This is a genomic window from Akkermansia sp. KLE1798, from assembly GCF_001580195.1.
GTDB classification, from domain to species: Bacteria; Verrucomicrobiota; Verrucomicrobiia; order Verrucomicrobiales; family Akkermansiaceae; genus Akkermansia; species Akkermansia biwaensis.
On sequence record NZ_KQ971075.1, the window covers coordinates 53,662 to 76,102 of the forward strand.

Sequence of the window (22,441 nt, forward strand, 5' to 3'; positions counted from 1 at the left end):
GGAATTTTTGAAAGGCTGTGCCCTCCATTCTCCGGCCGCCTCTTTAAAAGTCCAGATACATTTCTGCGCGGCGGTTTTCCTTGCGGGCCTCGTCGCGTTCCTCGTCGTTCGCGTTGGTGGAATAAGTGCGGCGCGGCTGGGATTTGCCGAATCCCCTGGTGACGATCCGGTCCGCCGGCACCCCGAATTCAATGAGCTGCGCCTTCACGGCGGCGGCCCGGCGTTCGGAGAGCCCCTGGTTGTAGCGTTCGCTGCCCACGTCATCCGTGTGGCCGCTGATTTCCAGCTTTTTGCCGCCGTCCATCTTGATGGCTTCCGCCACAATCTGGAGCTGGCGTGCGGAACGCTTGGAGAGCGCATCTTCATTGAACCCGAAGAACAGGGCCAGGGAATCTCCGCCCTGCGGGTTTTTCACGATGGGGATGAAGAAATCGTCTCCGGCGCCCTGCCGCTTGGTGTAGGCTTCCAGCATGCTGTCCAGGGAAGCTTCCGCAATAAGCCATTGGCCGTCCGTTTTCGCTACGGTCAGGCCCACGTTGCCGGCTTTCCGGCCCTGGGCGTCCTGCAGATGCACGAAGAACCCCGCGTTGGTGTCCGCCTCATACGCGGTTTTGATGGGGGCGTCGTCCCGCAGGCGGAAGGTGCCTTCTTCAAACAGGATGCACAGGCCCGCCACGGTGGCGTCCTGCACTTTGGAGCCGTCCACGAATTTCCGGGCCCCGCGGAAATCCGCCTTGGCCACGGCATCCATGAAGGAGCTGACGATGCCCATCGGGTCGTTCATGACCATGGGGGCCGCCTTGTCCTTGGCCAGATCCTGCTTGCTGGGGAGGGTGAGGGTGTTCAGCGTCCACTGCTGCTTGTCGTTGCGCTTCATGTCCAGGTAGCCGCGGGCGCCGCTGCTGAAGTTGAGAGTATATCTGGCGGTGGGATTGGTTCCCTGGTTGTTGGCGCCGATGCTGGTGATGCCGGGGGAGGACAGGCGCACGTGGCGCGCCTCCATGAGTTCCCGGATGGTGCGGCTCTGCGCTTCCGTGACGGCCTGCTGCACTTCCAGGGCCTTCAGCGTGTTCAGGTCCCTGTCCTGGATTACTTTGGCAATGGCCTGCGCCAGCGTCTGGGGGGAGCTGAGGTTGACCAGTGTTGCCGGAGTGGCGGTCTGCTTTTCAATGTCGTCCCTGGTGAGCGGGTCCACGGTAGGCTGGGGCGTCACGGTCTGGCGCGCCGGCTCTTCCGTAGTTGCCGCAGGGGGGGGCTGTTCGGATTCCTCCTCCTGGCGGTTCATGAACAGGAAGACCAGGGCCAGGCTGCCCACGACCAGGAAGCTGATGATGAAAGCGGTGATGGTGGATGCGTTTTTCATTGGCGGAGAATGGTGAAGGGGTCAGTCTTGCAAAGCCTCCAGGAGTTTGGAATGGATGCCTTCAAAGCCGCCGTTGCTCATAACCAGAATAACGTCTCCCGGCTGGGCTTTCTTGCAGACGGCGGCTACGATTTCCTGCGCATGCCCGCCGATCAGGGCATCCTTGCCCAGCGCGGCCAGGTCGCCGGAAAGTTTGTACAGGTCCAGGCGGTCCGCCAGTGCCACCTTGTCCGGATGGTCCACGGCGGCGACCACGGGGAAGTCCGCCGTGGCGAGCGCCAGGGCCAGCTCGTTCTGGAAGATGTTGCGGCGCGTGGTATTGGAGCGTGGTTCGAAAACGGCCCAGATGCGGGCTTCCGGGTAACGCTGGCGCAGACCCAGGATGGCCTGTTTGATGGCCGTGGGGTGGTGCGCGAAGTCGTCCACGACGGAAATGCCGTTCACAACTCCCTTGACTTCCTGCCGGCGCGCGACGCCCTCAAACCGGGCCAGGGAACCCGCAAGCTGTTTGACGCTCAGCCCCGCGAACTGGGCGGCCGCGATGGCCATGGCCGCGTTGCGGATGTTGAATTCCCCGATCATGGGCACGTAATAGCGGGTGCCTTCCAGCGTGAAGAGGCTGCCGTCCGTGGAGGTTTCCACGTCCAGGATGCGGATGTTGGAACTGTCTGAAAAGCCCAGCGTCTTGACGGGGCAGGGCGCGCCCTTCGCCACATCCAGGCAGTTGGGATCGTCTGCGTTGACCAGCGCCAGCCCGTTGCGGGGGATGATCTGGGTCAGGCGTCTGAAGCTGAGCTTGATTTCCTCCAGGGAGTTGTAAATGTCCGCATGGTCGAACTCGATGTTGTTGATGACTACGAGTTCCGGGAGGTAGTGCAGGAATTTGGAACGCTTGTCGAAGAAGGCCGTGTCGTATTCGTCCCCTTCCAGCACGGAAAAGTCGGAATCCGTGAAGCGGCCGCCGCGGCCCAGGTTGCGGGCGATGCCGCCGATCATGAAGCTGGGGTTCATTCCGGAATCCTCCATCAGCCACGCGAGCATGGAGGTCGTGGTGGTCTTGCCGTGCGTTCCGGTCACCACGTAGTTGCGCTTGCCGCGCAGGAAGTATTCCTTCATCGTTTCCGGCAGGGAAAGGTAGCGCAGGCGGCGCTGAAGCACGGCTTCCACTTCCTCGTTGCCGCGGCTCATGGCATTGCCGATGACGATGACGTCCGCTTCCGCCGGAATGTTGGAGGCCCTGTAGCCTTCAAACAGCGTGATGCCTTCCTGTTCCAGGAAGGTGGACATGGGGGGGTACACGTTGGCGTCGGACCCGGTGACGGTGTAGCCCCGGCGCGCCATGGCGGCGGCTACGGCCCCCATCGCGGTGCCGCAGATGCCCAGAAAGTGGAAATGCTTGTTCATGTCAGGTAAGGAATAAATGCGCTGGATGCATGTTATTTGGAAAAGGAGGGTGCGGAGACGCAGGAATCCGCCAGGGCCCGGTCCCGGCGGCGAACGATGCCGTTGGCGATGTCCGTGACCATGCCGGCCAGCACACGGGTCAGATGGCTGCCGGGCCTGTAGTCCGCCGGGGCGATGAAGTTCACGCGGTCGGAATTGGAAGCCAGGTTGTAGCATTTGCGGAAACTGCGCCCGGTCTGGTCTTCCGGATTGTAAACGGCTACGGCGTGGCCGCCGTTTCTGCGCATGACGGTGAAGCAGGGGACGTCCGTGGGGCCGTCCCCGATGTAAATCATGTTGGCGAAGGGAATCGGGCGCATGTCTTCCGGCATGTGGTCGTTTACGTCCTGGTCGTAGTCCAGCATTCCCTTGTTGATGCGGAACAGGTACTGCGTCTTCGTGGTGTGGGAGATGACCCGCTTGGGAAAATCGATGTGGCCGTTCACCTCGCTGAATTCGCAGCCGAAGACGGCCTTGAAGTAGGGACGCAGGGCGGACCCGTCAATCAGGGCCTTCAATCCGGAAGAGATGATGTAATATTCAATGTTGATGCCCAGGTCCGCATGGAGGGGGGACAGGGTCATGGACGGGAACGATTCAAAAAAATCCGGCAGTCCGGGATAAAAGGTGAGGCGCTCGCCGAGCTGGGTCAGCCGCGCATTGCTGACGCGGTCCAGGGAAAGGGCGTCCAGCAGGCTCTTCATGTAGATCAGCTCCCCGTCCCATCCTTCCCGTTCTCCGGTGGCGTTGCACCTGGTCCAGAATTCCTCCGGGGAGATGCCGAACTCCGGGAAAATGGCCTGGTCCTGCATGTAGGACGGGCTCAGGGTCTGGTCGTAGTCGAAAACAAGGGCGATCGTGTTCTGGGGGGCGGACATGGAAGATGAAGCGGAACGTGCGGTTTACATGCGGAACTGGTCGCCCAGGTACTGCTTGCGGGCGATGGGGTCGTTGGCGATTTCCTCGGAAGAGCCGTGCTTGATTACTTTTCCTTCAAACAGGATGTAGGCGCGGTCCACGATATGCAGGGTTTCCCGCACGTTGTGGTCCGTAATCAGGATGGAAAGCCCGTCCCTGTCGCTCAGCTCCATGACAATTTTCTGGATGTCGGAAACGGCAATGGGGTCCACGCCGCTGAACGGTTCGTCCAGCATCAGCAGTTTCGGATTCGTCGCCAGGGCGCGCGCTATGGTCAGGCGGCGCTTTTCGCCGCCGGAAAGCTGGATGGCCATGGAGCGGCGCAGCTTGGCGATGCCGAAGCGGTCCATCAGTTCCTGGGCGCGGTCTTTCTGCTGTTTGGCCGTCATGTCCTTGCGCGTCTGGAGAATGGCCATGAGATTGTCTTCCACGGAAAGCCGGCGGAAGATGGATTCCTCCTGCGGCAGATAGCCCATGCCGCGCCGGGCGCGCAGGTTCATCGGTAGTTCCGTGATGTCCTCTCCGGCAAATATCACGCGGCCTTCGTCCGGCCGCACCAGCCCCGCCACCATGTAAAAGGAGGTGGTCTTGCCCGCTCCGTTCGGTCCCAGCAGCCCCACGATTTCCCCGTGGCCCACGTTCAGGCTGACCTGGTCCACGACGGTCCGGGTCTTGTAGGTTTTGCAGATTCCTTCGGCGTTCAGCAGATAGTGGGAGGAAGAGTCGGTCACGGCTTGCGGGCGGGTTTTTGTTGTTTCCGTTCGGAGAGCTGCTTGTCCAGATCCCGGATGGAGGATTCGCCCCCCTGGGGGATGTAAACGTTCCCGTTCCCGTACACGCGGATGAAGCCGTTCCTGGTTTTGCTCTTGAAGATGGAGCCGCCGCGGGAAAGGGAAGGATAGTTGCCCGCCAGAATGATTTCCCCGGTATTGGCATCGTAAGTGGCCTTTTCCGCCTTTGCCGTGCAGAGGTTCCCGTCTTTGTCCGTATAACGCAGCACGACGTTGCCGGAGGCCGTGACTTTTTTGATGGAATTGAAGTCGAAATTGCCGTCGTTGGGCAGCACGGGGCCGGATTTGTCAATTTCCTTTCCTTCTTCCTTCCTGCGGTCGGAAGGCTTCTTCTTGCCCTTCTTTTCCACATACTGCAGGTAGATTTTCAAAGGGCCGGTGCAGTCCAGGGAAAATTCCGGATTGCGGACATGCACGTTTTTCATGTACACCAGCAGCCCCTGCTCCATGTCGAAATACAGGCCGTCGTCGTACGTTATTTCCGTGGGAGTCCCCTTGTCGGTTTTCTCGGTCGCGGAATCGGAGGGCGCGGTCGTGACCTCCGCGGGGGTGGCGTGAATGGAAACATTGTATTTCTGCCGGAATCCGTTGAGTTGTTCGTCCACTTCAGCGTCCTGGGCATTGGAAGCGGAGAGGGCTTTCTCTCCGTCTTCCGTCAGGGGGGCGGAAGGGATGGGGGCCAGGTCTTTTTCCCTTTGGGCCGTTTCTTCCGCAGTCAGGGGGCGCACGATGTTCGCCGGAGGCTGGAAGGCGGGCTCAAGCATGGGGTCCAGCTCCTTGGGCAGAGGCTGGACGATGTGGGAGGGGATGTCGGATGCGCCGCAGGCAAAGCCTCCGGCCAGAGCCAGCACGGTGAGAATTCGGATCATGGTAAGGTGGCGGTTACTTGTTGAGATTTTTTACGTGAATAATGGTCTTGCCGGGGCCCAGCAGGATACCCCGCCTGGTTTCCGTATCCAGATAAAGCCCTGCACCCCGGGCGGAGAAATTTTCCTCCCGGATGGTGGTTTCCGTGCGCGAGACGACCAGTTTCCTGTCCAGGAAGTAGGAGGCGTCACCGGAAAACAGGTGCGTAACCTGGCTGTTTTTTCCATACAGGTAAATGTTCAGCGTTTTTCCTGCGGCTTCCTGGGGAGCGACCACCGTCATGCTGGAGGCGGTCATCAGCAGGGAAAGACGCGGCCCTGCGTATTCGGTCACGCTGACTTTGGTCAGCGTGCTGCCCACGGGGAGAAGCTCCAGCATGGGCATTTTCTTATCCACCCCGGCCAGCGGAGTTTCCTCCGGCAGGGCAGTGCCCGCGGAGGCCGTCATGCAGAACATGAAGGACGCCAGCGCACATGTGGATAATGGTTTCAGCATGACCGGACTGCCTGATGAATGGCCTGGAGGCGTTTCAGCACGCCTTCAAGCAGGTGGAGGGGGATCTGGTTGGGACCGTCGGAAAGCGCCTTGGACGGATCCTTGTGCACTTCCATGAACACGCCGTCGACGCTGCCCGTCGCCATGGCGGCGGAAGCCAGAACGGGAGCCAGTTCGCTGTCTCCGCCCGTCGTCCCGCCCAGGCCGCCGGGACGCTGGACGGCGTGCGTGGCGTCAAACACCACGGGGAAGCCTTCCTGCTTCATCCAGTACAGGGACCGCATGTCCACCACCAGGTTGTTGTAGCCGAAGGTGGTGCCGCGTTCGCACATCATGAACCTGTCGCAGCCGAAAGCCCTCATTTTTTCCGCAATGTTTACCGTATCCCACGGGGCCAGAAACTGGCCTTTCTTGATGTTCACGGCGCGCCCGCTTTTGGCGCACGCCTCCAGCAAGTCCGTCTGGCGGCACAGGAAGGCGGGAATCTGGAGCAGGTCCACGTATTCGGCGGCTATCTCCGCTTCCTGGGCGGTGTGAACGTCCGTGACGATGGGGAGATTGAGTTCTTTCCCTATTTCCGCCAGGATGCGGCAGCCTTCCTTCACGCCCGGTCCGCGGAAGGAGGTGACGGAGGTGCGGTTGGCCTTGTCGTAGGATGCCTTGAAAATCAGCGGCACGTCCATCTTTTCAGCGATGGACTTGATGGAGCGGGCCATTTCCCAGACAAAGGATTCGCATTCCAGGGAGCAGGGGCCCAGAAGGTAGAACGGCCGGGGGCCGCCGATTTCAACGGATTGAATATAAAACGACATAAGACGGAAACCTGTATGTCCCTCTATCATGACTGTTCCGGCCTCTCCGGTCAAGCCGCTATCCTGCCTCCGGCGGGAGATTCGGCCTCCGGGGGCCGTCCCGCCCGGAGTATTTTTTGCGGGAGTGCGTAATTCCATGACGGCGTGCGCAATAACAGGATTTTTCATGCCTGTGTGCCGGGGGCCGGATACGGGAAACGGAAGGAAGGTGAAAGAAGAGGTATGGTATTGCCTGAATCCGGCGTTTCTGCTACAAACGGCGAATCATCCGCCTCCTTCCCGTTCCACTGATGACGCCGGGGGATGAACGCCATTGCCCCGCCGGGGTCTTACCGACATGCCGAGAAAAATTTACAAGTTATGCGTCTCCTATGATGAGGCGGGGGCCCGGCTGCGGCAGAAAGTGGCGGAAGACGTGAAGGGAGCGAGCGACTTTGTCTGGCAGGCATCCTTCCGCGACCTGGAATTTGCGGAGCTTCCTCCCGGCGACGGCGTGGTCTGGGTTTATCCCGTTTTCATGCAGAGCGGCAGAACGGTGACGGAAACCCTGCCGGAATTGCTGCGTTCCCTGTATGCGGAGCGCGGCTTGTCCCCGGCTCTGGAATTCCGGCCCGTATGGGGAGCGGAGCGTACATGGAACCTTGGCGTGTGGAAATCCCTGGAGAAGGAATTGGAGCATGGCGCTTCCCTGCTGGTGGTGGCCCACGGCGTGACGGGAAGGGAATTGCCCCCGGAACCGTCCGATTTTCTGGAACATTCAAAAGTATGGCTGCCGAAGGGAACGGAGATGGCGCTGGCGTACTTCGGCGTTTCTCCTTCCGTGGAAGAGGTTCTTCCTTCTCTGAAGGGAAAGAAGGTGCTTGTTCTTCCATTCCTGATCGGGGAAGGCAAGCACATGAGGGAGGACATGCCTTCTCCGGAGCTGGCGGCCAGGTTCGGCAAGGAGGTGAAGATACTGCCGCCCTTCGGCACGTTTTATTTGCAGGCGGAGCACGCGTCCCGGCCGGCGGAGCCGGAAGGAGGTGCGGAAAAAAAATCCGACTGGCCGGACATGGCGAATCTGGAAGATGTCCGGGCATGGTATCTGCGCCAATTTGAAGAGACGCAGGAGGAACTGGAACGAATACCGGAATACGGGGCAATGCGCGAAGGAGCGGCTCCCGTCATTGAGCAGATCGCCAAGGCGTTTGCCGGGGTGGAACTGGGGAACGGAATAGGGCTGCTCCAGGCGGATTACAGGGATATGGAGGGATTCGGGGAGGTTTTTCGCGGACTGGCGGACAGTGATGAACGGCACGACTGGACAAAACTGACGGCCGCGATGCTGAATCACTGCTTTACGGCCCTGTGCTTTACGGATCCGGAGGGCTACCGTTTTCTGGTCCCCGCATTCATGTGCTGTGACCTGCGGCGCAGGATGTGGAGCTGCATGGAGGTGACGTGTCCCGAGGATTTCGCGGAATGGGGTTTGGAGGCTACGGCCCTGCTCAGTGCAGACCAGCGCCGGGCCATGGAAGCCTATGTGGATTTTTGCCGCTCCTGCAGAGAGGAAGGCGGAGAAGACAGGAAACTGCCCTGGCAATGGAATTGAACGGAAAAACACTGCCCGCCGGGTTGAAGGTCTACGGCTATTACCTGATCGAGCCTTTCCATGTACCCCCGGATTCCGGCTTTTTCCCGGTTTCCGTCATTCTTTCCGTCAGCGATTGCCTGTGCCGCCTTCATCCGGAGATGGACTGGGGCCGGTACGGACGTGCGGAGGAGGATTATCCCCGGAGCATGGGACTTTCCCCGCAGAAGGCGCAGCAGCTGCGTGAAGCGGCGGAAGAGTTCATGGACTGCTGGGTAGCCGACAATTTTCCCACTCTGGCGGGAGCCCGCCGTGTGCTTTCATTATTGTCCTCCTCCGGCCGAGAATTGGAACTGGTCAGTATCTCCTTTGCCGAGGAAGATGACCGGGCCATGCGCGCGGCAGTGGAACGGGAACGCGGCAACGCTCCGCAGGCGGACGAACCGGAATGCGGGGAATTCCTGGGTTTCGACATCGTGGGTTATGAATGCGGCTCCTTCCATTCCTGGCTGTGCAACGCCCTTTACAAAGACGTGGAGGAAAGTTATAAACTGAAGTTCAATTCCTTCGGATTGCTGGAAAACGACTGGGAAGAAGTGTGCGCCATGACCGCAGCCATTCAGGGCATCGGGGAACCGGTGGTGTGGACGCCGTGCGTTGTCCGCCGTTATGCTGCGGAGTAAAAAAGGCTTTTCTCCCGCCGTTAGGCCGCCTGGCGTATGGATTCGCGTTCTTCCCCGCAGCATGGGGGAGAGGGCTGTTTCATGGACTGTGCGAGCCTCTTTCTCGTGAAGAAGTAGGCAATGGCGAGCGGCACGCAGGAACCGATCCATGCGGCGGGGCTCGCCATGCTGGCCCCGGCAAAACCCAGGTACCGCGCCAGGATAATGGCGGCAAAGGCGCGCATCCCCAGCTCCATGACGCCCGCAAAGGTGGGCACAACGCTCTGCCCCAGCCCCTGAAGCGTGTAGCGGAATACGAACAGCAGGGCCAGTACCCAGTACATGGAGGCATTGATGTTCAAATAGGTCTGGGCCAGCCTGACGACTTCCCGCTCTCCCGTTCCCACAAACAGCCTGATGAGTTCCGGTCCCCAGATGATGTTGACGACGGCTACGGCGATGCTGAATCCTACGGACATGAGGCTGCACTGCAGCACCCCCTGCCGGATGCGGAGCGGATTCCTGGCTCCGTAGTTCTGGGCTACATAAGTAGCCATCGTGATGCCGAAGGACATCATGGGCAGCGTGGCCACCATGTCGATTTTCTGGGCGGCGCTGAAGGCGGCTACGGCCTGGGCTCCCAGCCGGTTCAGCGCGAATTGCACGAGAATGGCGCCTATGGCGATGATGGATGCCTGGAAGCCCATGGGCAGGGCCAGGCGGATATGCGCCCAGAGGTAGCGGCGGCTCATGTTCCAGTCCGCCCGGGTGAGCCGGAGCATGGGAAACTTCCTGAACACGTAGATGGTGCAGAGCAGCCCGGAAACCAGTTGGGAAACGACCGTGGCTACGGCAGCCCCGGCGGGGCCCATGCCGAAACGCAGGATCAGCGCCAGGTCCAGGGCGATATTCAGCACGCAGGCCAGCACCAGGAAGTAGAGAGGTGTTCTGCTGTCCCCCAGGGCGCGGATGACGTTGGAAAGGAGGTTGAACAGCATGGCCGCGCCAATTCCCCAGAAAATAATGATGATGTAGGAATGGGCCGCATCCAGAATTTCCGGAGGCGTTTGCAGCAGTTCCAGCACGGGGCGGGCGAAGACGACGCTCACGGCCGTCAGCAGGACGGTTGCCGCCGCGCTCAGGAGGATGCACACGGCAAAACTGCGCCGCACGGCCCGTTTGCGTCCGGCGCCGAAACGCTGGGCCGTGATGATGGCAAGGCCGGCCGTGAACCCGATCACGAACCCGAGGATGAAAAACATCAGCCCTCCCGTGCAGCCTACGGCAGCCAGGGCTTCCACACCCAGCGTCCTGCCCACGATCAGGGTGTCCGCCATGTTGTAGAACTGCTGGAACAGGTTGCCGATCAGCAGGGGAATGGTGAACAGGAAAATCAATTTGGCGGGATTTCCGCTTGTCAGGGTCTTGGTCATCCGGAGCGGACGCATGGAACGCCCGCCCGGCGTTTTTTCCAAGTCCGTTTTGCGGCATGTTCATGTTTTTTGTACGATAAGTGTCCGCATGCCTCCCGGAAGGTCTGGAACGGCACGGGCGCCGGGAAGTGCGGAGGATGACGGAATGGTTTCGTAAATCAATGATTTATGCTTTGACAAGAAGGGCTGCGCGCGGTATATTATCCGTCCCTCGCGCGATTCGGCGCAACCTAAACAATGGGGATCGGAGGGGTAGAAAGCGTCGAAGTCCCCAAAAACCGCTTTTCCTGCCGCAAGGAAAGCCACCTACATACATATATGATTAATGATCTGATTAACCAGATGGTTGAAGCCGGTGTTCATTTGGGCCACCAGACCCGCAAATGGCACCCCAGCATGAAGAAGTACCTCCTCAAGGACAAGGCCGGTATTCATATCGTCAACCTTGAAGAAACTGAAAAGTGCCTGGACAAGGCCTGCTCCTTCCTCGCTGATCTGGCCCGCCGCAACAAGAAGATTCTCTTCGTCGGCTGCAAGCGCCAGGCCCAGGAAGCCGTCCGCGAAGCTGCGGAAGCCACTGGTCAGTACTATGTGAACCACCGCTGGCTGGGCGGCATGCTCACCAACATGAGCACCATCCGCAAGAGCATCGAACGCCTTTCCTATCTCGAAGGGATTGAAAAAACCCCCGAGTTCAAGAGCATGTCCAAGAAGGAACTGGCCGCTCTGGACCGCGAACGCCAGAAGCTGGAACGCAACCTCCAGGGCATCCGCAACATGGGCGGCGCTCCGGACGCCATGGTGGCCATCGGCGCCGACCATGAAGACATCGCCATCCGCGAAGCCCACCGTCTGAACATCCCCGTCTGCGTGCTGGTTGACACCAACGCCGACCCGAAGGACATTGATTTCCCGATCCCCGGCAACGACGACGCCGTCCGCTCCATCCGTCTGATTCTTGACTGCATCGTCAAGGCCATCAACGAAGGCAAGGGCGCCGCCGCCAATGCCTAATCAAACCCCATTCAGAAAGAACAGAAAAACTATGGCAGAAATTACTGCTGCTCTCGTCAAAGCCCTCCGTGACAAGACGGACGCCGGCATGATGGATTGCAAGAAGGCCCTCAACGAATGCAACGGCGACATGGAAGCCGCCGTGAAGTACCTTCGTGAAAAGGGCATCGCCAAGGCTGCCGCCAAGGCTGACCGCGACGCCAAGGAAGGTGTGATCCGCACCGTCGTAGCTCCCTGCGGCTGCTGCGGCATCATCCTTGAACTCAACTGTGAAACGGACTTCTGCGCCAAGGGCGACAAGTTCCAGGGCCTGGTGAACGACGTTGCCAAGGCGCTCGCGGACTCCAAGGCCTCCACCTTGGAGGAAGCCCTGCAGGTCTCCATGCCTGAAGGCACCACGGAAGAGTACATCAAGGCCATGTGCAGCTCCATCGGCGAAAACATGGGCCTGCGCAAATTCGCCCGCCTGACGGTGGACGGCAACGGCACCATTGCCTCCTACATCCATATGGGCGGCAAGGTCGGCGTTCTGCTGTCCGTCAAGGCCGGCAAGGAAGAAACCGTCAAGAGCGACGCGTTCAAGGCCCTGGTCAAGGACCTGACCCTGCACATCGCCGCCGCCGCTCCCAAGAGCGTCAGCTCCGACAGCCTGGACCCCGCCTTTGTGGCTGAAGAACAGGAAATCGCGCGCCAGCAGCTCATTCAGGAAGGCAAGCCGGAACACCTGCTGGAAAAAATCCTGCCCGGTAAGCTGAAGGCCCTGTATGCCCAGTCCTGCCTGCTGAACCAGGGATTCGTGAAGGATCCTTCCGACTCTGTGGACGCCCTGCTCAAGCAGGTCGGCAAGGAACTCGGCGACGAAATCTCCGTCGTCTCCTTCGTCCGCTACCAGCTTGGCGCGTAAGCCCGGATGATTTGAATTTCAGGAGCCGTTCCCTGCAAGGGGAACGGCTCTTTTTCATGTTGCCGAATCCCTGGTTCCCGCCTGGGGCGGCAGTTTTCCTGATGAGTGAATCATGGGTTATTCCTTGCGCATGCAGCCATGCCGCCTTTCAACAGGAAACCCGCCTGTTGACGGAACAATCCATCATTCGTGACCGGCATTCGGATTCGTCACCAATGGCCGTCAGGACGATGGGTTGCCGTTATTTTACCGTCCTGTTGCTGCCACAGGGATGAATCCGGGCAGTCCGTTCATTTCCCGTTTCTCCGGAATTGGTTGACCGGGAATACAGGCAGCCCGGACGGAAGCGTTTTTACTTGCTGCCGGGGGAATGTGCGGATAAAACGGCTTTCATGGAGACTGGGGGTGACAGGAAGGGCCTTGTGGAAAAACCGGTGAAGCATGATCCGGTTTTCCGCCTGCTCATGGGAGTGATCATCGGCATGTTCATCTGGAACATGGTGTTGGCCTCAAGCCTGTTGCAGCCCTTCTTCGGGCTTGTGTCCGGAGGCTGGTATTTTCTGCTTCTGCTGTGGTTTTTCGTGGGGACCGGACGGAAGTACAGGTGGGAGACGGTTACCTTTTTAATCATCGGCATCATTTGCCATTTTTACTGGCTGTGGTCGGTCGCCACGCCGGGGTATTTGCGGAGCGACGCCCAGGCCGGGCTTATTTTCATTTTCGGGGGCTTTTGGGCCGGAGGAACGGCTATTCTCGGCGATGCAGCGGTTTATGTGCTGGTGCAGCTGTTCCGCTGGTCTTTCAAGCCGGAGGATGATTCTCCGGGCTCATGAAGAGAAAGGAAGGCTGCCCTGTTCTTATTACTGCCGGGATGAATTGCTCTGCCGGGAGGGCTGGCGGCGCCCATGTTGACGAAGCTGGCACGGTTGGTATCTTGTCTTGTTCCGGAACACCTGTTAAAGTGGGGATATGGCTTTTCTGGAACTGGATCATGTGAGTGTCGTCTTTCCTGCGGTGCAGGGGATGCTCTCCTCCCGCAAACCGGCGTCCGTCGTGGCGGTGGACGGGGTATCCCTTTCCGTGGAAAAGGGAGAAATCCTGGGACTGGTGGGAGAGTCCGGCTGCGGCAAGTCCACGCTGTCCCGCACGGTGATGCTGCTCCAGAAACCCACGGAAGGCCGCATTTTCCTGGAAGGGGAGGAACTGACGGCCCTTTCCCCGTCCGAGGTCAGGAAGCGCCGCCCGGATTTCCAGATGGTTTTCCAGGACCCGTACGCATCCCTGAATCCCCGCTTTACCGTTTATGCGACGCTGAAGGAGGCTTTGGAATGCCGCCGCCGCAAGAGAACTTTCTCCCAGATGCGGGATGATGTGGCGGAACTGATGGAAAGGGTGGGGCTGAGCCCTGCCCTGATGCGGAAATACCCGCATGAGTTTTCCGGAGGACAGCGGCAGAGGGTGGCGATTGCCCGCGCCCTGGCGCCGGAACCCAGGCTGGTGATTGCGGACGAACCCGTTTCCGCGCTGGATGTTTCCATCCAGTCCCAGATTCTGAATCTTCTCATGACGCTTGCCCGGGATTTGAACCTGACCATGATTTTCATTTCCCACGATTTGTCCGTGGTCCATTACATCGCGGACAGGATTGCCGTCATGCGCAAGGGGCGCATCGTCGAATACGGGGATGCCGACGAGGTATTTTCCTCCCCATCCCATGAATACACGCAGACCCTGCTGGCGGCCGTTCCACGGTGATGAACATGCGGTTGACACGCATGTTCCTATTCGTCTGATTCTTCTTTCATCCAGCCCAGGAGGCGCAGATTCCCGTCAAGAAGGAAATAGTAAGTCGTTTTGTCCGAAAGATCGCCCAGATCGGCTTTCGTTCTTCCCCACGCTGTTCTTGTCTCATAGCCGGCTATATATGTTACTTCAGCGGCCTGTTTATTCCCGCAATACCAGTTGACGGGCAGGGAAGCCAGTTTTCCCTCCGCCGCATATCTGGCCGTAATTCGTTCCAGCCGTTCCCTGTAAGACTGGAAATCGGAGTCATTCCGGCCGGGAAGAATCCTCTTTCTATTCAATCGCTGTTCTATTTCGTATATGTCTTTAGGATTTTCCTTAATGATCTTCTCCATCGTGGCAGGAGTCATATCAGGATTTAAGCTGTATTTGACGTATAAAAAAGGATACATGAGAGCAAACGGCATGGCGATCCATACGGCCCCTGCCGCAATCAGGAGGCCTGCCATCCATTTAAAAACGGTTTTCATTTTTTTCAGGTAAGTTTTTGTTGGGATAATTCTACCTGCCGAGAGGTGACGCATCTTTCCAATGCCTTTTATTTTACCGGAATCGTTTTCCGTGCTGCGGGCGCCGGCTGATTTCCGGTACAGCCGCCGGCTTGTATGTTGTCCGGCATTCCGTGCCATTCTTACCAGGAATGCCATCCATAGTCGATGAAGGAGATGAAAAATTCCGGGGTATTATTTCTCTTTCAAACTGAAGTAAACGGATTTCATGGTCCGCAGACCGTAAAGGGGCCGGAGAACTCCGGATTTGGACACTTTAAGGAAATCCGGGAAATGTTTTCCATGGTATTTGTCCTTTCAGGGGATAGAGGCTGTCATGGCGAATTTACCGCAGCATCCCCCCGGGCGAGTTTACTTTAAAAAGGCCGTCATATGATGGCACATTTTCATGAAATGGAAATGTGGAGGAATTGTCTGAATAAAAGACAACGACTCGTCTATTCAAACCATGAAAAAGTCTTATTGGTCCGTGGCGCTTTTTTGCTGCTGCCTGTCCGCGGCGGGTGCGCAGCAGCCCGACATGCAGTCCGTCGCCGGAAATGTGGTGGAATGGAGGCATCATCTTCACGAGAATCCGGAGCTTTCCTTCAAGGAATACAACACAGGCAGATATGTGGCCGACATGCTGCGCTCCTTCGGCAATATTGAAGTCATCCGGCCTGCGGAAACTTCCGTCATAGGCATTCTCCGCGGAGCCAAACCGGGCCGTACCGTGGGTTTCCGGGCGGACATGGATGCCCTTCCCGTGCAGGAGGAAACCGGGTTTTCCTTTGCCAGCAAGACGCCGGGCGTCAGCCATGCCTGCGGTCATGACATGCATACGGCCATGCTGCTGGGAACGGCCAAGGTCCTTTCCGGCATGCAGAAGGAACTGCAAGGCACGGTTTATTTCATTTTCCAGCATGCGGAGGAAAAATCCCCCGGCGGCGCCTTGCAGATCATCAAGAGCGGAAAGCTGAAGGGGGTGGACGCCATTTTCGGCGCGCACGTCATTCCCAACATGCCGGCGGGGTCCGTCGGCATGCTGCCGGCTGGCGCCGCTTCTTCTTCATCGGACGGATTTTTCCTGACCATTCAGGGAAAGAGGTCCCACGGTTCCATGCCTCAGATGGGCGTGGACCCCATCGTGACGGGGTCTGAGATCGTGATGATGCTTCAGACCGTCGTGTCCCGCAATGTGACGCCCGGGGAAATGGCCGTGGTTTCCGTTGGAAAGTTCCAGTCGGGAGACGCTCCGAACGTGATTCCCGGCAAGGCGGAGCTGGCCGCGTCCATCCGCACCGTCACGCCGGAAACCCGCAAGTTGATGGAGGAGCGCGTCCGTTCCATCATCGGCCATGTGTGCGAGGCCAACGGGGCGGCGTACAAACTGGATTACGTACTCGGCTACCCAGCCATTCAGAATGATGCCGCTCTCCGGGAACTGGCGAAGAAGGCCGCCATGGAGGCGGTAGGCGTGAAAAACGTGTTCGATGCCCCGAGACTTTCCGCCAGTGAAGATTTTTCCTATTACGCGCAGGTGGCGCCGACTTATTTTATGATCGTGGGTTCCGGAGACGGTCCCCCCAACCACAATCCCGGCTTCAGGGCGGATGACAGCGCCTTGCTCAACGGCGTGAAGGCGGAAGTGCGGATTATTCTGGATTATCTGAACGGCAAGTAGGCTTCCGGGGAAAGCCTCTCATTCTAGGGAAGCCGCCTGCGCCTGCATTTCCCGGATGCATTCCTCCATCAGGGCGGCGTCTATTTCATGGACGTCCATTCCCTTTCCGATGCCGGTGAGCATCAGAACGGTCAGCTGGCCGCCCAGGTGCTCGCGGAAGGCTTCCAGCCCTTTCAGGATTTCGCATGCGCCGTCCTTCGTTCTCCGCGTGAGAAGAGGATGGAAAACGGGCAGTTCCAGGGCTTTCAGGACGGCAATGATCCGTTCCGCCTGCCGGGAGGACAGCCAGCCTTTTTTGACGGAGTAAAGAATGTCCAGGCACATTCCCACGGAGACGGCTTCCGCATGGCCCAGCGTGTAGCCGGACATGGTTTCCATGTAGTGGGCGGCCCAGTGGCCGAAGTCCAGGGGGCGGCTTGAACCCATTTCAAAGGCATCCCCCCCGCGGGCGATGTGTTCCGCATGGAGCAGGGCGGAACGCTCTACGGCGTGTTCCAGTATGTCCGGCCTGCATGCGGCCAGGGCTCCGGCGTGTTCCTCCAGCCAGTCAAAGAAAACGGCGTCTTTCACGACGGCCACTTTCACCACCTCCGCAAGGCCCGCGCGTTTGAGGGAGAAGGGCTGGGAGTGCAGAAAGAGGAAGTCGTTCAGGGTGGCCCAGGGAACGGCAAAGGTGCCCAAATAGTTTTTCTGCCCCATGAAGTTGATGCCGTTCTTGACGCCTACGCCGGAATCCGCCTGGGAGAGGGTGGTGGTGGGCACGCGCAACAGGCGGATGCCGCGGTGGGCCGTAGCGGCAGCAAAGCCCGCCACGTCCAGAAAGGCTCCTCCGCCCACGGCGACGATATGGGAATGACGGTCGATCCCCGCTTCCACGATGTGGCGCAGGGCCGTTTCCCACGCGGCAAAGGTGGTTTTGGCCGCCTCCCGGCCCGGTACGGTCCGGCGCCCGGCATAGTCCGGTGTTCCGGCCCGTTCCGTAAAGTAGCGGTCGATGTCCGCCGGGAGGGCAGGATAGAACCGTTCCAGCCCTTCTTCCACCAGGACGAGGACGCGGCTTCCCTCCCTCTGCTCCATCAGCCCGGCCAGTGCGTCGTTTTCCGGCCGGAAAACCCCGTGGGTGAAAGCTACCCTGTAGGGAAAATCCAGATGGATGTTCAGCGTGTGGAGGGACATTTCAGAACGTATGCGGTAGAACGGCGGCGTATCGGGACGGCAGACTCAGTCCCTGCGGAGGACGGGAACGGCCCGCATCTGGATGAAGCGGTCCGCCTTGGCCGCCTCCTGCTGTGACATGTACATGGTGTACGGCTGCTGGCTGACTTCAATGCGGTGCGTGCCTCCGGGGGCGGGCCTGTCCAGAAGCTGGTTCAGGTGTTTGAAATTCTTTACCTGGATTCCGTCCACCTTTTCCACGATGGAGGGGCTCATGGTGGCGTACCCCAGGGTGGCCTGCGTGGGAAGGGCTACCAGAAAGACCACGATTTCATCCACGCCTTTTTTCCGGATTTCCTCTTTCTTTTCGATGGCCTCAACCAGGTTGAGGGGAGGGCGGTTTTTGCTGAGCTTGTTGATTTCTCCCACCAGGGCGCCCGTCAGCGGAACGAAGACCAGGCCGCCGTAAATGCGGTAGCGCGGTTCCGCGACAAAGGGGGCGGGATTGACCAGGTCCCCTTCCAATGCGCCGCGGTCCAGCGTGACGTCCACCGTCATGGGCTGGCTGACGCCGTCCTTGTCCTTGCGGCGGATGCCCAGCGTGATGACGTCTCCGGGTTTGGCGGAGTCGCGGAACAGGAAGTTGGCGGAGACGGGCCCCAGGGAGGGATCCTTGATCAGTCCCTTGCTGTCCAGCGGGATGCCGTTGACGCTTTCCACAACGTCTCCGGAGCGTATGCCGGCCTTGTAGAAGGAACTATAAACGGGCAGTTTGGCGACGTAGAGGCCGCCGCCGTTTTCAGGTAGTCCCAGGTATTTGCGGAAGACGGGGTCCGTCAGTTCCGTGACCTGCGTGCCGTCCGCCGGAAAGCCGGAGTATTTGCCGGACTGCGCCTGTTCAAGGAAGCGGGAAATCATGGTCTGGGTGACGGCCAGCACCTTTTGCGCGGAAGGGTTGCAGCTGGCGCTCAGGCCTATCAGCTCCTTCCCGGTCATGACGGGGTTGCCCGCGCCGCCCCTCAAAGGAGTGACGGAGGATTTGACATTGTACAGGACGAAGGGTTCGCCGCTGGTGAACGGGCAGGAGCTTTCCGTTGCCAGGATGGAGCCGGACGTGGTGATGGGGAGGCCGTCCGCGTTGAACTGCCAGAATTCCACCTTGTCCCCCAGTTTGGGGGCTTTCCCCAGCGTGACGGGGACCAGCTTGTCCAGGAAAGCGGCGTCTTTCTCGTTTTTCAGACGGAGCAGGGCGAGGTTGGCTTCCGGGTCAAAAGCCGTGACGGTCACGGGAACCGTCTGGGAGCCGTCGGAGGAGGTTACTTCCACAAAGCTGGCGGAATAGACGATGTTGGCGGCAGTGAGGATGTTGCCGTCCCCCAGATAGATGCCGAAGCCTTCACTGTAGGACGGGTTTTCCTTGCTCCACGGCTGAACCATGGCATATCCTTGGTTGGTGGCGTTGATGCCCACCATGGAGTTGGTGGGGGAAGGCACGGGGAGGGGTGCGGGAGGCGTTTCCTCCGGTTGTTCCGGAGTTATGGCAGGGGCCTGCTGTTGTTCCGGTTCGGGAGCCGGGGCCGGGATGGAGGATTCGCGCGGCTGGCATCCGGCAAGAAGAATCAGGGAGCCGAAAGTAAGAAGAGAAAGGGTTTTCATGGCTGTTAGTGGGCAGGAGTTTCTTTGCGGGAGGGCTGGCGGCCGGGAATGGCGCTGTCAAGCCGGGCGTTTTTGGGGATATTGTAGGTTTTGGAGATCCGCTTGTTGGCCGCTTCCATGGCCTTTCCTTCAAAGATCAGGGGGCGTTCTCCGTCTTTCAGTTCAATGACGAAGTATTCCGGCATTTTTTCCGGGTAAAGCAGTTTGTAGGCATGGCTGAGGCCCTTGACTTTCACGCCGTTGATTTTTTCCACGATGGCGTTGGAAACGGAGCCGGAGAGGCGGGCGTTTACTTCATCGTCCAGCACCTTGGTGATGATGACCATGTCTTCATAGTCCACGCAGCCTCCGTCTTCCTGGTAGTCCCGGATGTCCAGGGCTACGTCCAGCATGGAAATGTCCGCCGCGGCCAGCACGTTGCGCTGGATGGGCTGGAATACCAGGCCGCCGAAGACGACGTAGCGGGGCATTTTGTCGTATTCCTCCATCAGCAGTTCCTTGGCGCGGGAGGGTTTCATGACCATTTCTACTTTCATGGGCTTGCCGTTCCGGATGATGTCCAGGGGCAACCTGTCGTCCTTGAAGCAGCGTTCGATGAGCTCTTTCATGCTGATTTTCTGGCCTTCCAGTTCGATCATGGCGGAGCTGTCCACATCGTAGCCGTCCACCTTCATCAGGATGTCCCCGTTCCGGAGAGCGCCGTCCGCGGAAGAGCCTTTGAGAACCTTGCCGATCAGGACGCCCTTTTCGTCATCCGGCAGCCCGAATGCCTTGCGCATGGCGGGGTTCAGGATGGGGGCGGCCTGAATGCCCATGTCCACGTAGCCGTCATAGACTCCGTCCTTGATGTCCTCCAGGAAGTGGCGGATGACGGGGGTGGGAATCACATACCCCGTGTTGTTGGCGTTGTTCAGACCCTGGAAGGCCACGCCGATGACTTTATTGCCCATGAGCGCGGGGCCGCCGCTGTTGCCCGGGTTGATGGCGGCGTCCACCTGGATGGTGAGGTGTTCCATGTTGCGGGGATGGGCGTACGGGGTGAAGTCAATGCGGGAGACGACGCCGCGCGTGACGGAGAGCCTGTTGCCGCCGATGGGGTAGCCGATGACTCTTACCTCGTCTTCCAGATTGGGCAGGTTCTTGCTGAATTCGAAGGGCTTGATTCCCTTGAACGGCTTGAAATCCTCCACTTCCAGCAGGGCGAGGTCGGCATCATGGGCGATGAATTTGACCCTGGCGGGAATTTTGCGGGAGTCCCCGTACATGGAGATGTAGATGCGTTCCGCGTTGCTTACCACGTGCGCATTGGTCATGAAGGCGTTTTCACCGATCAGGAAACCGGTGCCGATGCCTCCTTGGTAGCGGCCCGTATCCCACGGCGTGGCGTAGTCCGGAGTCAGGGAGTCCACTTCAATTTTTACAACGCCCTTGTACTGGTCATTGATGGAAACGACGGGGCCGGACATGACTTTGTCCACCCCGAAGTCGGAAAGGGAGATGGCCGGCTCGTCCGCCGGAGAGAGGGATACTGCGGCGAGAGCCAGGAAGAGTCCCTGGAGGCATGTATGAAAACGCATGATGATAGATGGTTGGATGTGGTGCAAGTGCAGGCGGAGGATATTACAGGTTGCTTTTCCTGCTTTGGGTTGCCAGGCTTTCCTGGAAGGAGCTGACTTCTTCAAGCAGGGAGGAGAAGCGTTCCCGTACTTCGTCCCCGATGTGCCGCCCGCTGCCGTTCAGGGCGGAGACGGTCTGGCGCGTCTGCTCCACGCACAGGGCCATTCTGGCCGCCAGCGTGCAGTAGTCCGCGCCGTTTTCCTTTTCCTGCAGAAGGCAGGAAAGAATGCGGGGAGTGATGTAACGGATGCAGTAAAAGATTTGGCCGAGGGGTTCCGGCGGTTCCGTCCTGTTCCGCTGGGATTTGTTGATTTCCCTGCTGAACTGGCGCTGGCACAGGTCCGTCAATTCCATGACCTGCTGAAACAGAGGATGGAACATGCAGGATTGGACTTCCTGCGCTTCCTGCTCGTTGAGGATGTCAAAGAGGCTGAGCATGCCGGAGCTTTTGCAGGAACAGGGGGTGCCCGTTTCTTCCGACTGCGCGATGTCGTCCAATACCTCGTCCCAGCCCATGACGAACGCCACGCGGATGTCCCCGGTGGGGTTCAGCCTGTATTTCTGGAAGACTTCCTGGTAGGCGATGGCAATGGCTTCCGCCTCCCGCAGCCGCCTGTCCCACGCATGGTCCGGCAGGTTGCCGTCTTCCCGGTTGTTGGCGTAGTTTCTGGCCCACGTCTTGACCTGGGTGCGGAGCATCTGCTGGTTGGCCATGATCTGCACCTGTTCCTCGCAGGCGTCCATGGTCCATTCCGGCAGGGATACCCTGACGGAGTAGGCGGCGCTTTCCATCAGGACCATGTCCTGGTGGTCCGTGAACCATTCCATGTACAGGGAATTTTCCATGGTTTTCCTCCCCTTTACGGGCATGCGGCGGCTGGCCGTCATGTCTCCCGTAACGCCGCGGATGACGTCCGGCAGAGCGGTCAGCTCCGCCGGAAGCATCTGGGGCGCGGGATTTTCAAATTCCACCAGGCAGCCCGCCAGGTCCTGAAGGCAGTCTCCCTGCAGGGTGATGCGCACCGGGTGGGGCATCCCCATAAGATGCAGGACAAGCCGTATGGTTCCGCGTTCGCGGTTGTCCAGCGTGCCCCGCTGGACGTAGTCTGTAATTCTGAAGATCATATGGGGATAGGGGGAGGGGGGTGATGGTTGAATCAGCAGGAGGCCGAAACCTGGGGGAGTTCCGCATTTTTCTTTTCCACGGCGTCCATGTTGACGAGCAGTTCCGCAATGGAGTCCCAGCGGCCGCGGGTCAGGGCTTCGCGGGCTTCCGCAGGCATGCGGATGGGGATGGAACCGTCCGGCCAGGAGGCGGTCATGGCCTGAAGGTCGATGGTGATTTCCGTTTCCGGGTGTTCGGAGACGTACCGGGACAGGGCGGCGATGTCTTCCGCGGAGGCGCACACGCAGGGCAGGCCGATGCCTGTGCTGTTGCCGAAGAAGATTTCCGCAAAGGATTCCGCGATCACGGCCTTGATGCCGGAACGCCTGATGGTTTGCGGAGCATGCTCGCGGGAGGAACCGCAGCCGAAGTTGGCGCCTCCCAGGATGATGGAGGCTCCCCGGAAACGGGGATCGTCCACCGGATGGGACTTGGACTTCCCGTTTTCGTCAAAGCGTTCGTCCCAGAACATGACGTTCGCCAGTTCGTCAAACGTGATGCATTTGAGGAAGCGCGAGGGGATGATGCGGTCCGTGTCCATGTCCGGTCCGGGGACCGGGACGCAGGTGCCGGTGATGGAAGTAAATTTGGTCAGAGACAT

The 22,441-nt window shown here is 59.4% G+C and carries 21 protein-coding genes; 7 read left to right on the forward strand and 14 right to left on the reverse strand.

Features of this window, described 5'->3' with window-relative positions; genetic code table 11:
* Positions 1-43: 43 nt before the first annotated feature.
* From HMPREF3039_RS14060 to kdsA, 7 genes are read right to left on the reverse strand one after another with little or no spacing between them, the layout of a single operon-like run.
* Positions 44-1,363 carry an OmpA family protein gene (locus HMPREF3039_RS14060; RefSeq protein WP_067572073.1) on the reverse strand — a complete coding sequence of 440 codons (1,320 nt, stop codon included), beginning with the start codon at positions 1,361-1,363 and terminating at the stop codon, positions 44-46.
* Between the two features lie 21 nt (positions 1,364-1,384).
* Positions 1,385-2,767, reverse strand: coding sequence for a UDP-N-acetylmuramate:L-alanyl-gamma-D-glutamyl-meso-diaminopimelate ligase (gene mpl / locus HMPREF3039_RS03090; protein WP_067572071.1), 1,383 nt, complete (start codon positions 2,765-2,767; stop codon positions 1,385-1,387).
* Between the two features lie 32 nt (positions 2,768-2,799).
* A complete protein-coding gene (locus HMPREF3039_RS03095; RefSeq protein ID WP_067572069.1) occupies positions 2,800-3,684 on the reverse strand; it encodes an HAD family hydrolase in 885 nt (294 codons plus the stop codon).
* A 24-nt stretch (positions 3,685-3,708) separates the two neighbouring features.
* Positions 3,709-4,455, reverse strand: a complete 747-nt coding sequence (gene lptB / locus HMPREF3039_RS03100) for an LPS export ABC transporter ATP-binding protein (protein ID WP_147549456.1) — start codon at positions 4,453-4,455, stop codon at positions 3,709-3,711.
* Positions 4,452-5,384, reverse strand: coding sequence for an LptA/OstA family protein (locus HMPREF3039_RS03105; RefSeq protein ID WP_067572067.1), 933 nt, complete (start codon positions 5,382-5,384; stop codon positions 4,452-4,454). Before HMPREF3039_RS03105 ends, lptB begins: the two co-directional genes overlap by 4 nt.
* A gap of 13 nt (positions 5,385-5,397) precedes the next feature.
* Positions 5,398-5,877, reverse strand: coding sequence for an LptA/OstA family protein (locus HMPREF3039_RS03110; protein WP_067572065.1), 480 nt, complete (start codon positions 5,875-5,877; stop codon positions 5,398-5,400).
* Positions 5,871-6,689: a 3-deoxy-8-phosphooctulonate synthase gene (gene kdsA / locus HMPREF3039_RS03115; protein WP_067572168.1), complete on the reverse strand. Its 819-nt coding sequence runs from the start codon at positions 6,687-6,689 to the stop codon at positions 5,871-5,873. The genes HMPREF3039_RS03110 and kdsA overlap by 7 nt, the downstream gene beginning before the upstream one ends.
* Positions 6,690-7,026: 337 nt before the next feature.
* Here kdsA and HMPREF3039_RS03120 point away from each other — a divergent pair, with 337 nt between their 5' ends.
* Positions 7,027-8,280, forward strand: a complete 1,254-nt coding sequence (locus HMPREF3039_RS03120; RefSeq protein WP_067572063.1) for a DUF6714 family protein — start codon at positions 7,027-7,029, stop codon at positions 8,278-8,280.
* Positions 8,271-8,942, forward strand: a complete 672-nt coding sequence (locus HMPREF3039_RS03125; protein ID WP_067572061.1) for a hypothetical protein — start codon at positions 8,271-8,273, stop codon at positions 8,940-8,942. Before HMPREF3039_RS03120 ends, HMPREF3039_RS03125 begins: the two co-directional genes overlap by 10 nt.
* A 20-nt stretch (positions 8,943-8,962) precedes the next feature.
* On the opposite strand, the gene HMPREF3039_RS03130 is transcribed toward HMPREF3039_RS03125, so the two are convergent.
* A complete protein-coding gene (locus HMPREF3039_RS03130) occupies positions 8,963-10,354 on the reverse strand; it encodes an MATE family efflux transporter (protein WP_067572166.1) in 1,392 nt (463 codons plus the stop codon).
* Between the two features lie 318 nt (positions 10,355-10,672).
* On the opposite strand from HMPREF3039_RS03130, the gene rpsB reads away from it, so the two are divergent.
* The 4 genes from rpsB to HMPREF3039_RS03150 all read left to right on the forward strand — a co-directional run bounded on the left by rpsB (position 10,673) and on the right by HMPREF3039_RS03150 (position 14,027).
* Positions 10,673-11,368 carry a 30S ribosomal protein S2 gene (gene rpsB, locus HMPREF3039_RS03135; protein ID WP_067572164.1) on the forward strand — a complete coding sequence of 232 codons (696 nt, stop codon included), beginning with the start codon at positions 10,673-10,675 and terminating at the stop codon, positions 11,366-11,368.
* Positions 11,369-11,399: 31 nt separating this feature from the next.
* The gene (gene tsf / locus HMPREF3039_RS03140) at positions 11,400-12,272 is read left to right on the forward strand and encodes a translation elongation factor Ts (protein ID WP_067572060.1); all 873 of its coding nucleotides are present in this window, start codon (positions 11,400-11,402) and stop codon (positions 12,270-12,272) included.
* A 392-nt stretch (positions 12,273-12,664) separates the two neighbouring features.
* Positions 12,665-13,105 (forward strand): hypothetical protein, encoded by a 441-nt coding sequence (locus tag HMPREF3039_RS03145; protein WP_147549453.1) that lies wholly within the window; start codon positions 12,665-12,667, stop codon positions 13,103-13,105.
* Between the two features lie 136 nt (positions 13,106-13,241).
* A complete protein-coding gene (locus HMPREF3039_RS03150) occupies positions 13,242-14,027 on the forward strand; it encodes an ATP-binding cassette domain-containing protein (protein ID WP_067572057.1) in 786 nt (261 codons plus the stop codon).
* A 26-nt stretch (positions 14,028-14,053) separates the two neighbouring features.
* Here HMPREF3039_RS03150 and HMPREF3039_RS03155 read toward each other — a convergent pair whose 3' ends face one another.
* Positions 14,054-14,722, reverse strand: coding sequence for a hypothetical protein (locus HMPREF3039_RS03155; RefSeq protein ID WP_067572056.1), 669 nt, complete (start codon positions 14,720-14,722; stop codon positions 14,054-14,056).
* Positions 14,723-15,032: 310 nt separating this feature from the next.
* Between HMPREF3039_RS03155 and HMPREF3039_RS03165 the strand changes: the two genes are divergently transcribed.
* Positions 15,033-16,247 (forward strand): M20 metallopeptidase family protein, encoded by a 1,215-nt coding sequence (locus tag HMPREF3039_RS03165; protein WP_197457117.1) that lies wholly within the window; start codon positions 15,033-15,035, stop codon positions 16,245-16,247.
* A gap of 18 nt (positions 16,248-16,265) precedes the next feature.
* On the opposite strand, the gene HMPREF3039_RS03170 is transcribed toward HMPREF3039_RS03165, so the two are convergent.
* From HMPREF3039_RS03170 to leuD, 5 genes are read right to left on the reverse strand one after another with little or no spacing between them, the layout of a single operon-like run.
* Positions 16,266-17,423, reverse strand: coding sequence for a 3-dehydroquinate synthase (locus tag HMPREF3039_RS03170; protein WP_067572054.1), 1,158 nt, complete (start codon positions 17,421-17,423; stop codon positions 16,266-16,268).
* A gap of 45 nt (positions 17,424-17,468) precedes the next feature.
* Entirely contained in the window at positions 17,469-19,058 is a 1,590-nt protein-coding gene (locus tag HMPREF3039_RS03175; protein WP_067572053.1) for a S1C family serine protease, read from the reverse strand.
* Between the two features lie 5 nt (positions 19,059-19,063).
* Positions 19,064-20,635 carry a S1C family serine protease gene (locus tag HMPREF3039_RS03180; protein WP_231863829.1) on the reverse strand — a complete coding sequence of 524 codons (1,572 nt, stop codon included), beginning with the start codon at positions 20,633-20,635 and terminating at the stop codon, positions 19,064-19,066.
* Between the two features lie 43 nt (positions 20,636-20,678).
* Positions 20,679-21,800 (reverse strand): hypothetical protein, encoded by a 1,122-nt coding sequence (locus HMPREF3039_RS03185; RefSeq protein ID WP_067572051.1) that lies wholly within the window; start codon positions 21,798-21,800, stop codon positions 20,679-20,681.
* A gap of 32 nt (positions 21,801-21,832) precedes the next feature.
* Complete coding sequence (gene leuD / locus HMPREF3039_RS03190) at positions 21,833-22,441, reverse strand: 3-isopropylmalate dehydratase small subunit (protein WP_067572050.1); 609 nt, start codon at positions 22,439-22,441, stop codon at positions 21,833-21,835.

Excerpts from the sequence above, each read along its gene's own strand:
- HMPREF3039_RS03145 (WP_147549453.1), top strand. The coding sequence starts at position 12,665 with ATGGAGACTGGGGGTGACAGGAAGGGCCTTGTGGAAAAACCGGTGAAG.
- HMPREF3039_RS03180 (WP_231863829.1), bottom strand. The coding sequence starts at position 20,635 with ATGCGTTTTCATACATGCCTCCAGGGACTCTTCCTGGCTCTCGCCGCA.
- HMPREF3039_RS03125 (WP_067572061.1), top strand. The coding sequence starts at position 8,271 with ATGGAATTGAACGGAAAAACACTGCCCGCCGGGTTGAAGGTCTACGGC.
- mpl (WP_067572071.1), bottom strand. The coding sequence starts at position 2,767 with ATGAACAAGCATTTCCACTTTCTGGGCATCTGCGGCACCGCGATGGGG.
- HMPREF3039_RS03110 (WP_067572065.1), bottom strand. The coding sequence starts at position 5,877 with ATGCTGAAACCATTATCCACATGTGCGCTGGCGTCCTTCATGTTCTGC.
- HMPREF3039_RS03175 (WP_067572053.1), bottom strand. The coding sequence starts at position 19,058 with ATGAAAACCCTTTCTCTTCTTACTTTCGGCTCCCTGATTCTTCTTGCC.
- HMPREF3039_RS03170 (WP_067572054.1), bottom strand. The coding sequence starts at position 17,423 with ATGTCCCTCCACACGCTGAACATCCATCTGGATTTTCCCTACAGGGTA.
- tsf (WP_067572060.1), top strand. The coding sequence starts at position 11,400 with ATGGCAGAAATTACTGCTGCTCTCGTCAAAGCCCTCCGTGACAAGACG.
- HMPREF3039_RS03185 (WP_067572051.1), bottom strand. The coding sequence starts at position 21,800 with ATGATCTTCAGAATTACAGACTACGTCCAGCGGGGCACGCTGGACAAC.
- HMPREF3039_RS03130 (WP_067572166.1), bottom strand. The coding sequence starts at position 10,354 with ATGACCAAGACCCTGACAAGCGGAAATCCCGCCAAATTGATTTTCCTG.
- HMPREF3039_RS14060 (WP_067572073.1), bottom strand. The coding sequence starts at position 1,363 with ATGAAAAACGCATCCACCATCACCGCTTTCATCATCAGCTTCCTGGTC.
- HMPREF3039_RS03120 (WP_067572063.1), top strand. The coding sequence starts at position 7,027 with ATGCCGAGAAAAATTTACAAGTTATGCGTCTCCTATGATGAGGCGGGG.
- kdsA (WP_067572168.1), bottom strand. The coding sequence starts at position 6,689 with ATGTCGTTTTATATTCAATCCGTTGAAATCGGCGGCCCCCGGCCGTTC.
- HMPREF3039_RS03095 (WP_067572069.1), bottom strand. The coding sequence starts at position 3,684 with ATGTCCGCCCCCCAGAACACGATCGCCCTTGTTTTCGACTACGACCAG.
- HMPREF3039_RS03155 (WP_067572056.1), bottom strand. The coding sequence starts at position 14,722 with ATGGCATTCCTGGTAAGAATGGCACGGAATGCCGGACAACATACAAGC.
- HMPREF3039_RS03165 (WP_197457117.1), top strand. The coding sequence starts at position 15,033 with ATGAAAAAGTCTTATTGGTCCGTGGCGCTTTTTTGCTGCTGCCTGTCC.
- HMPREF3039_RS03150 (WP_067572057.1), top strand. The coding sequence starts at position 13,242 with ATGGCTTTTCTGGAACTGGATCATGTGAGTGTCGTCTTTCCTGCGGTG.
- leuD (WP_067572050.1), bottom strand. The coding sequence starts at position 22,441 with ATGTCTCTGACCAAATTTACTTCCATCACCGGCACCTGCGTCCCGGTC.
- HMPREF3039_RS03105 (WP_067572067.1), bottom strand. The coding sequence starts at position 5,384 with ATGATCCGAATTCTCACCGTGCTGGCTCTGGCCGGAGGCTTTGCCTGC.
- rpsB (WP_067572164.1), top strand. The coding sequence starts at position 10,673 with ATGATTAATGATCTGATTAACCAGATGGTTGAAGCCGGTGTTCATTTG.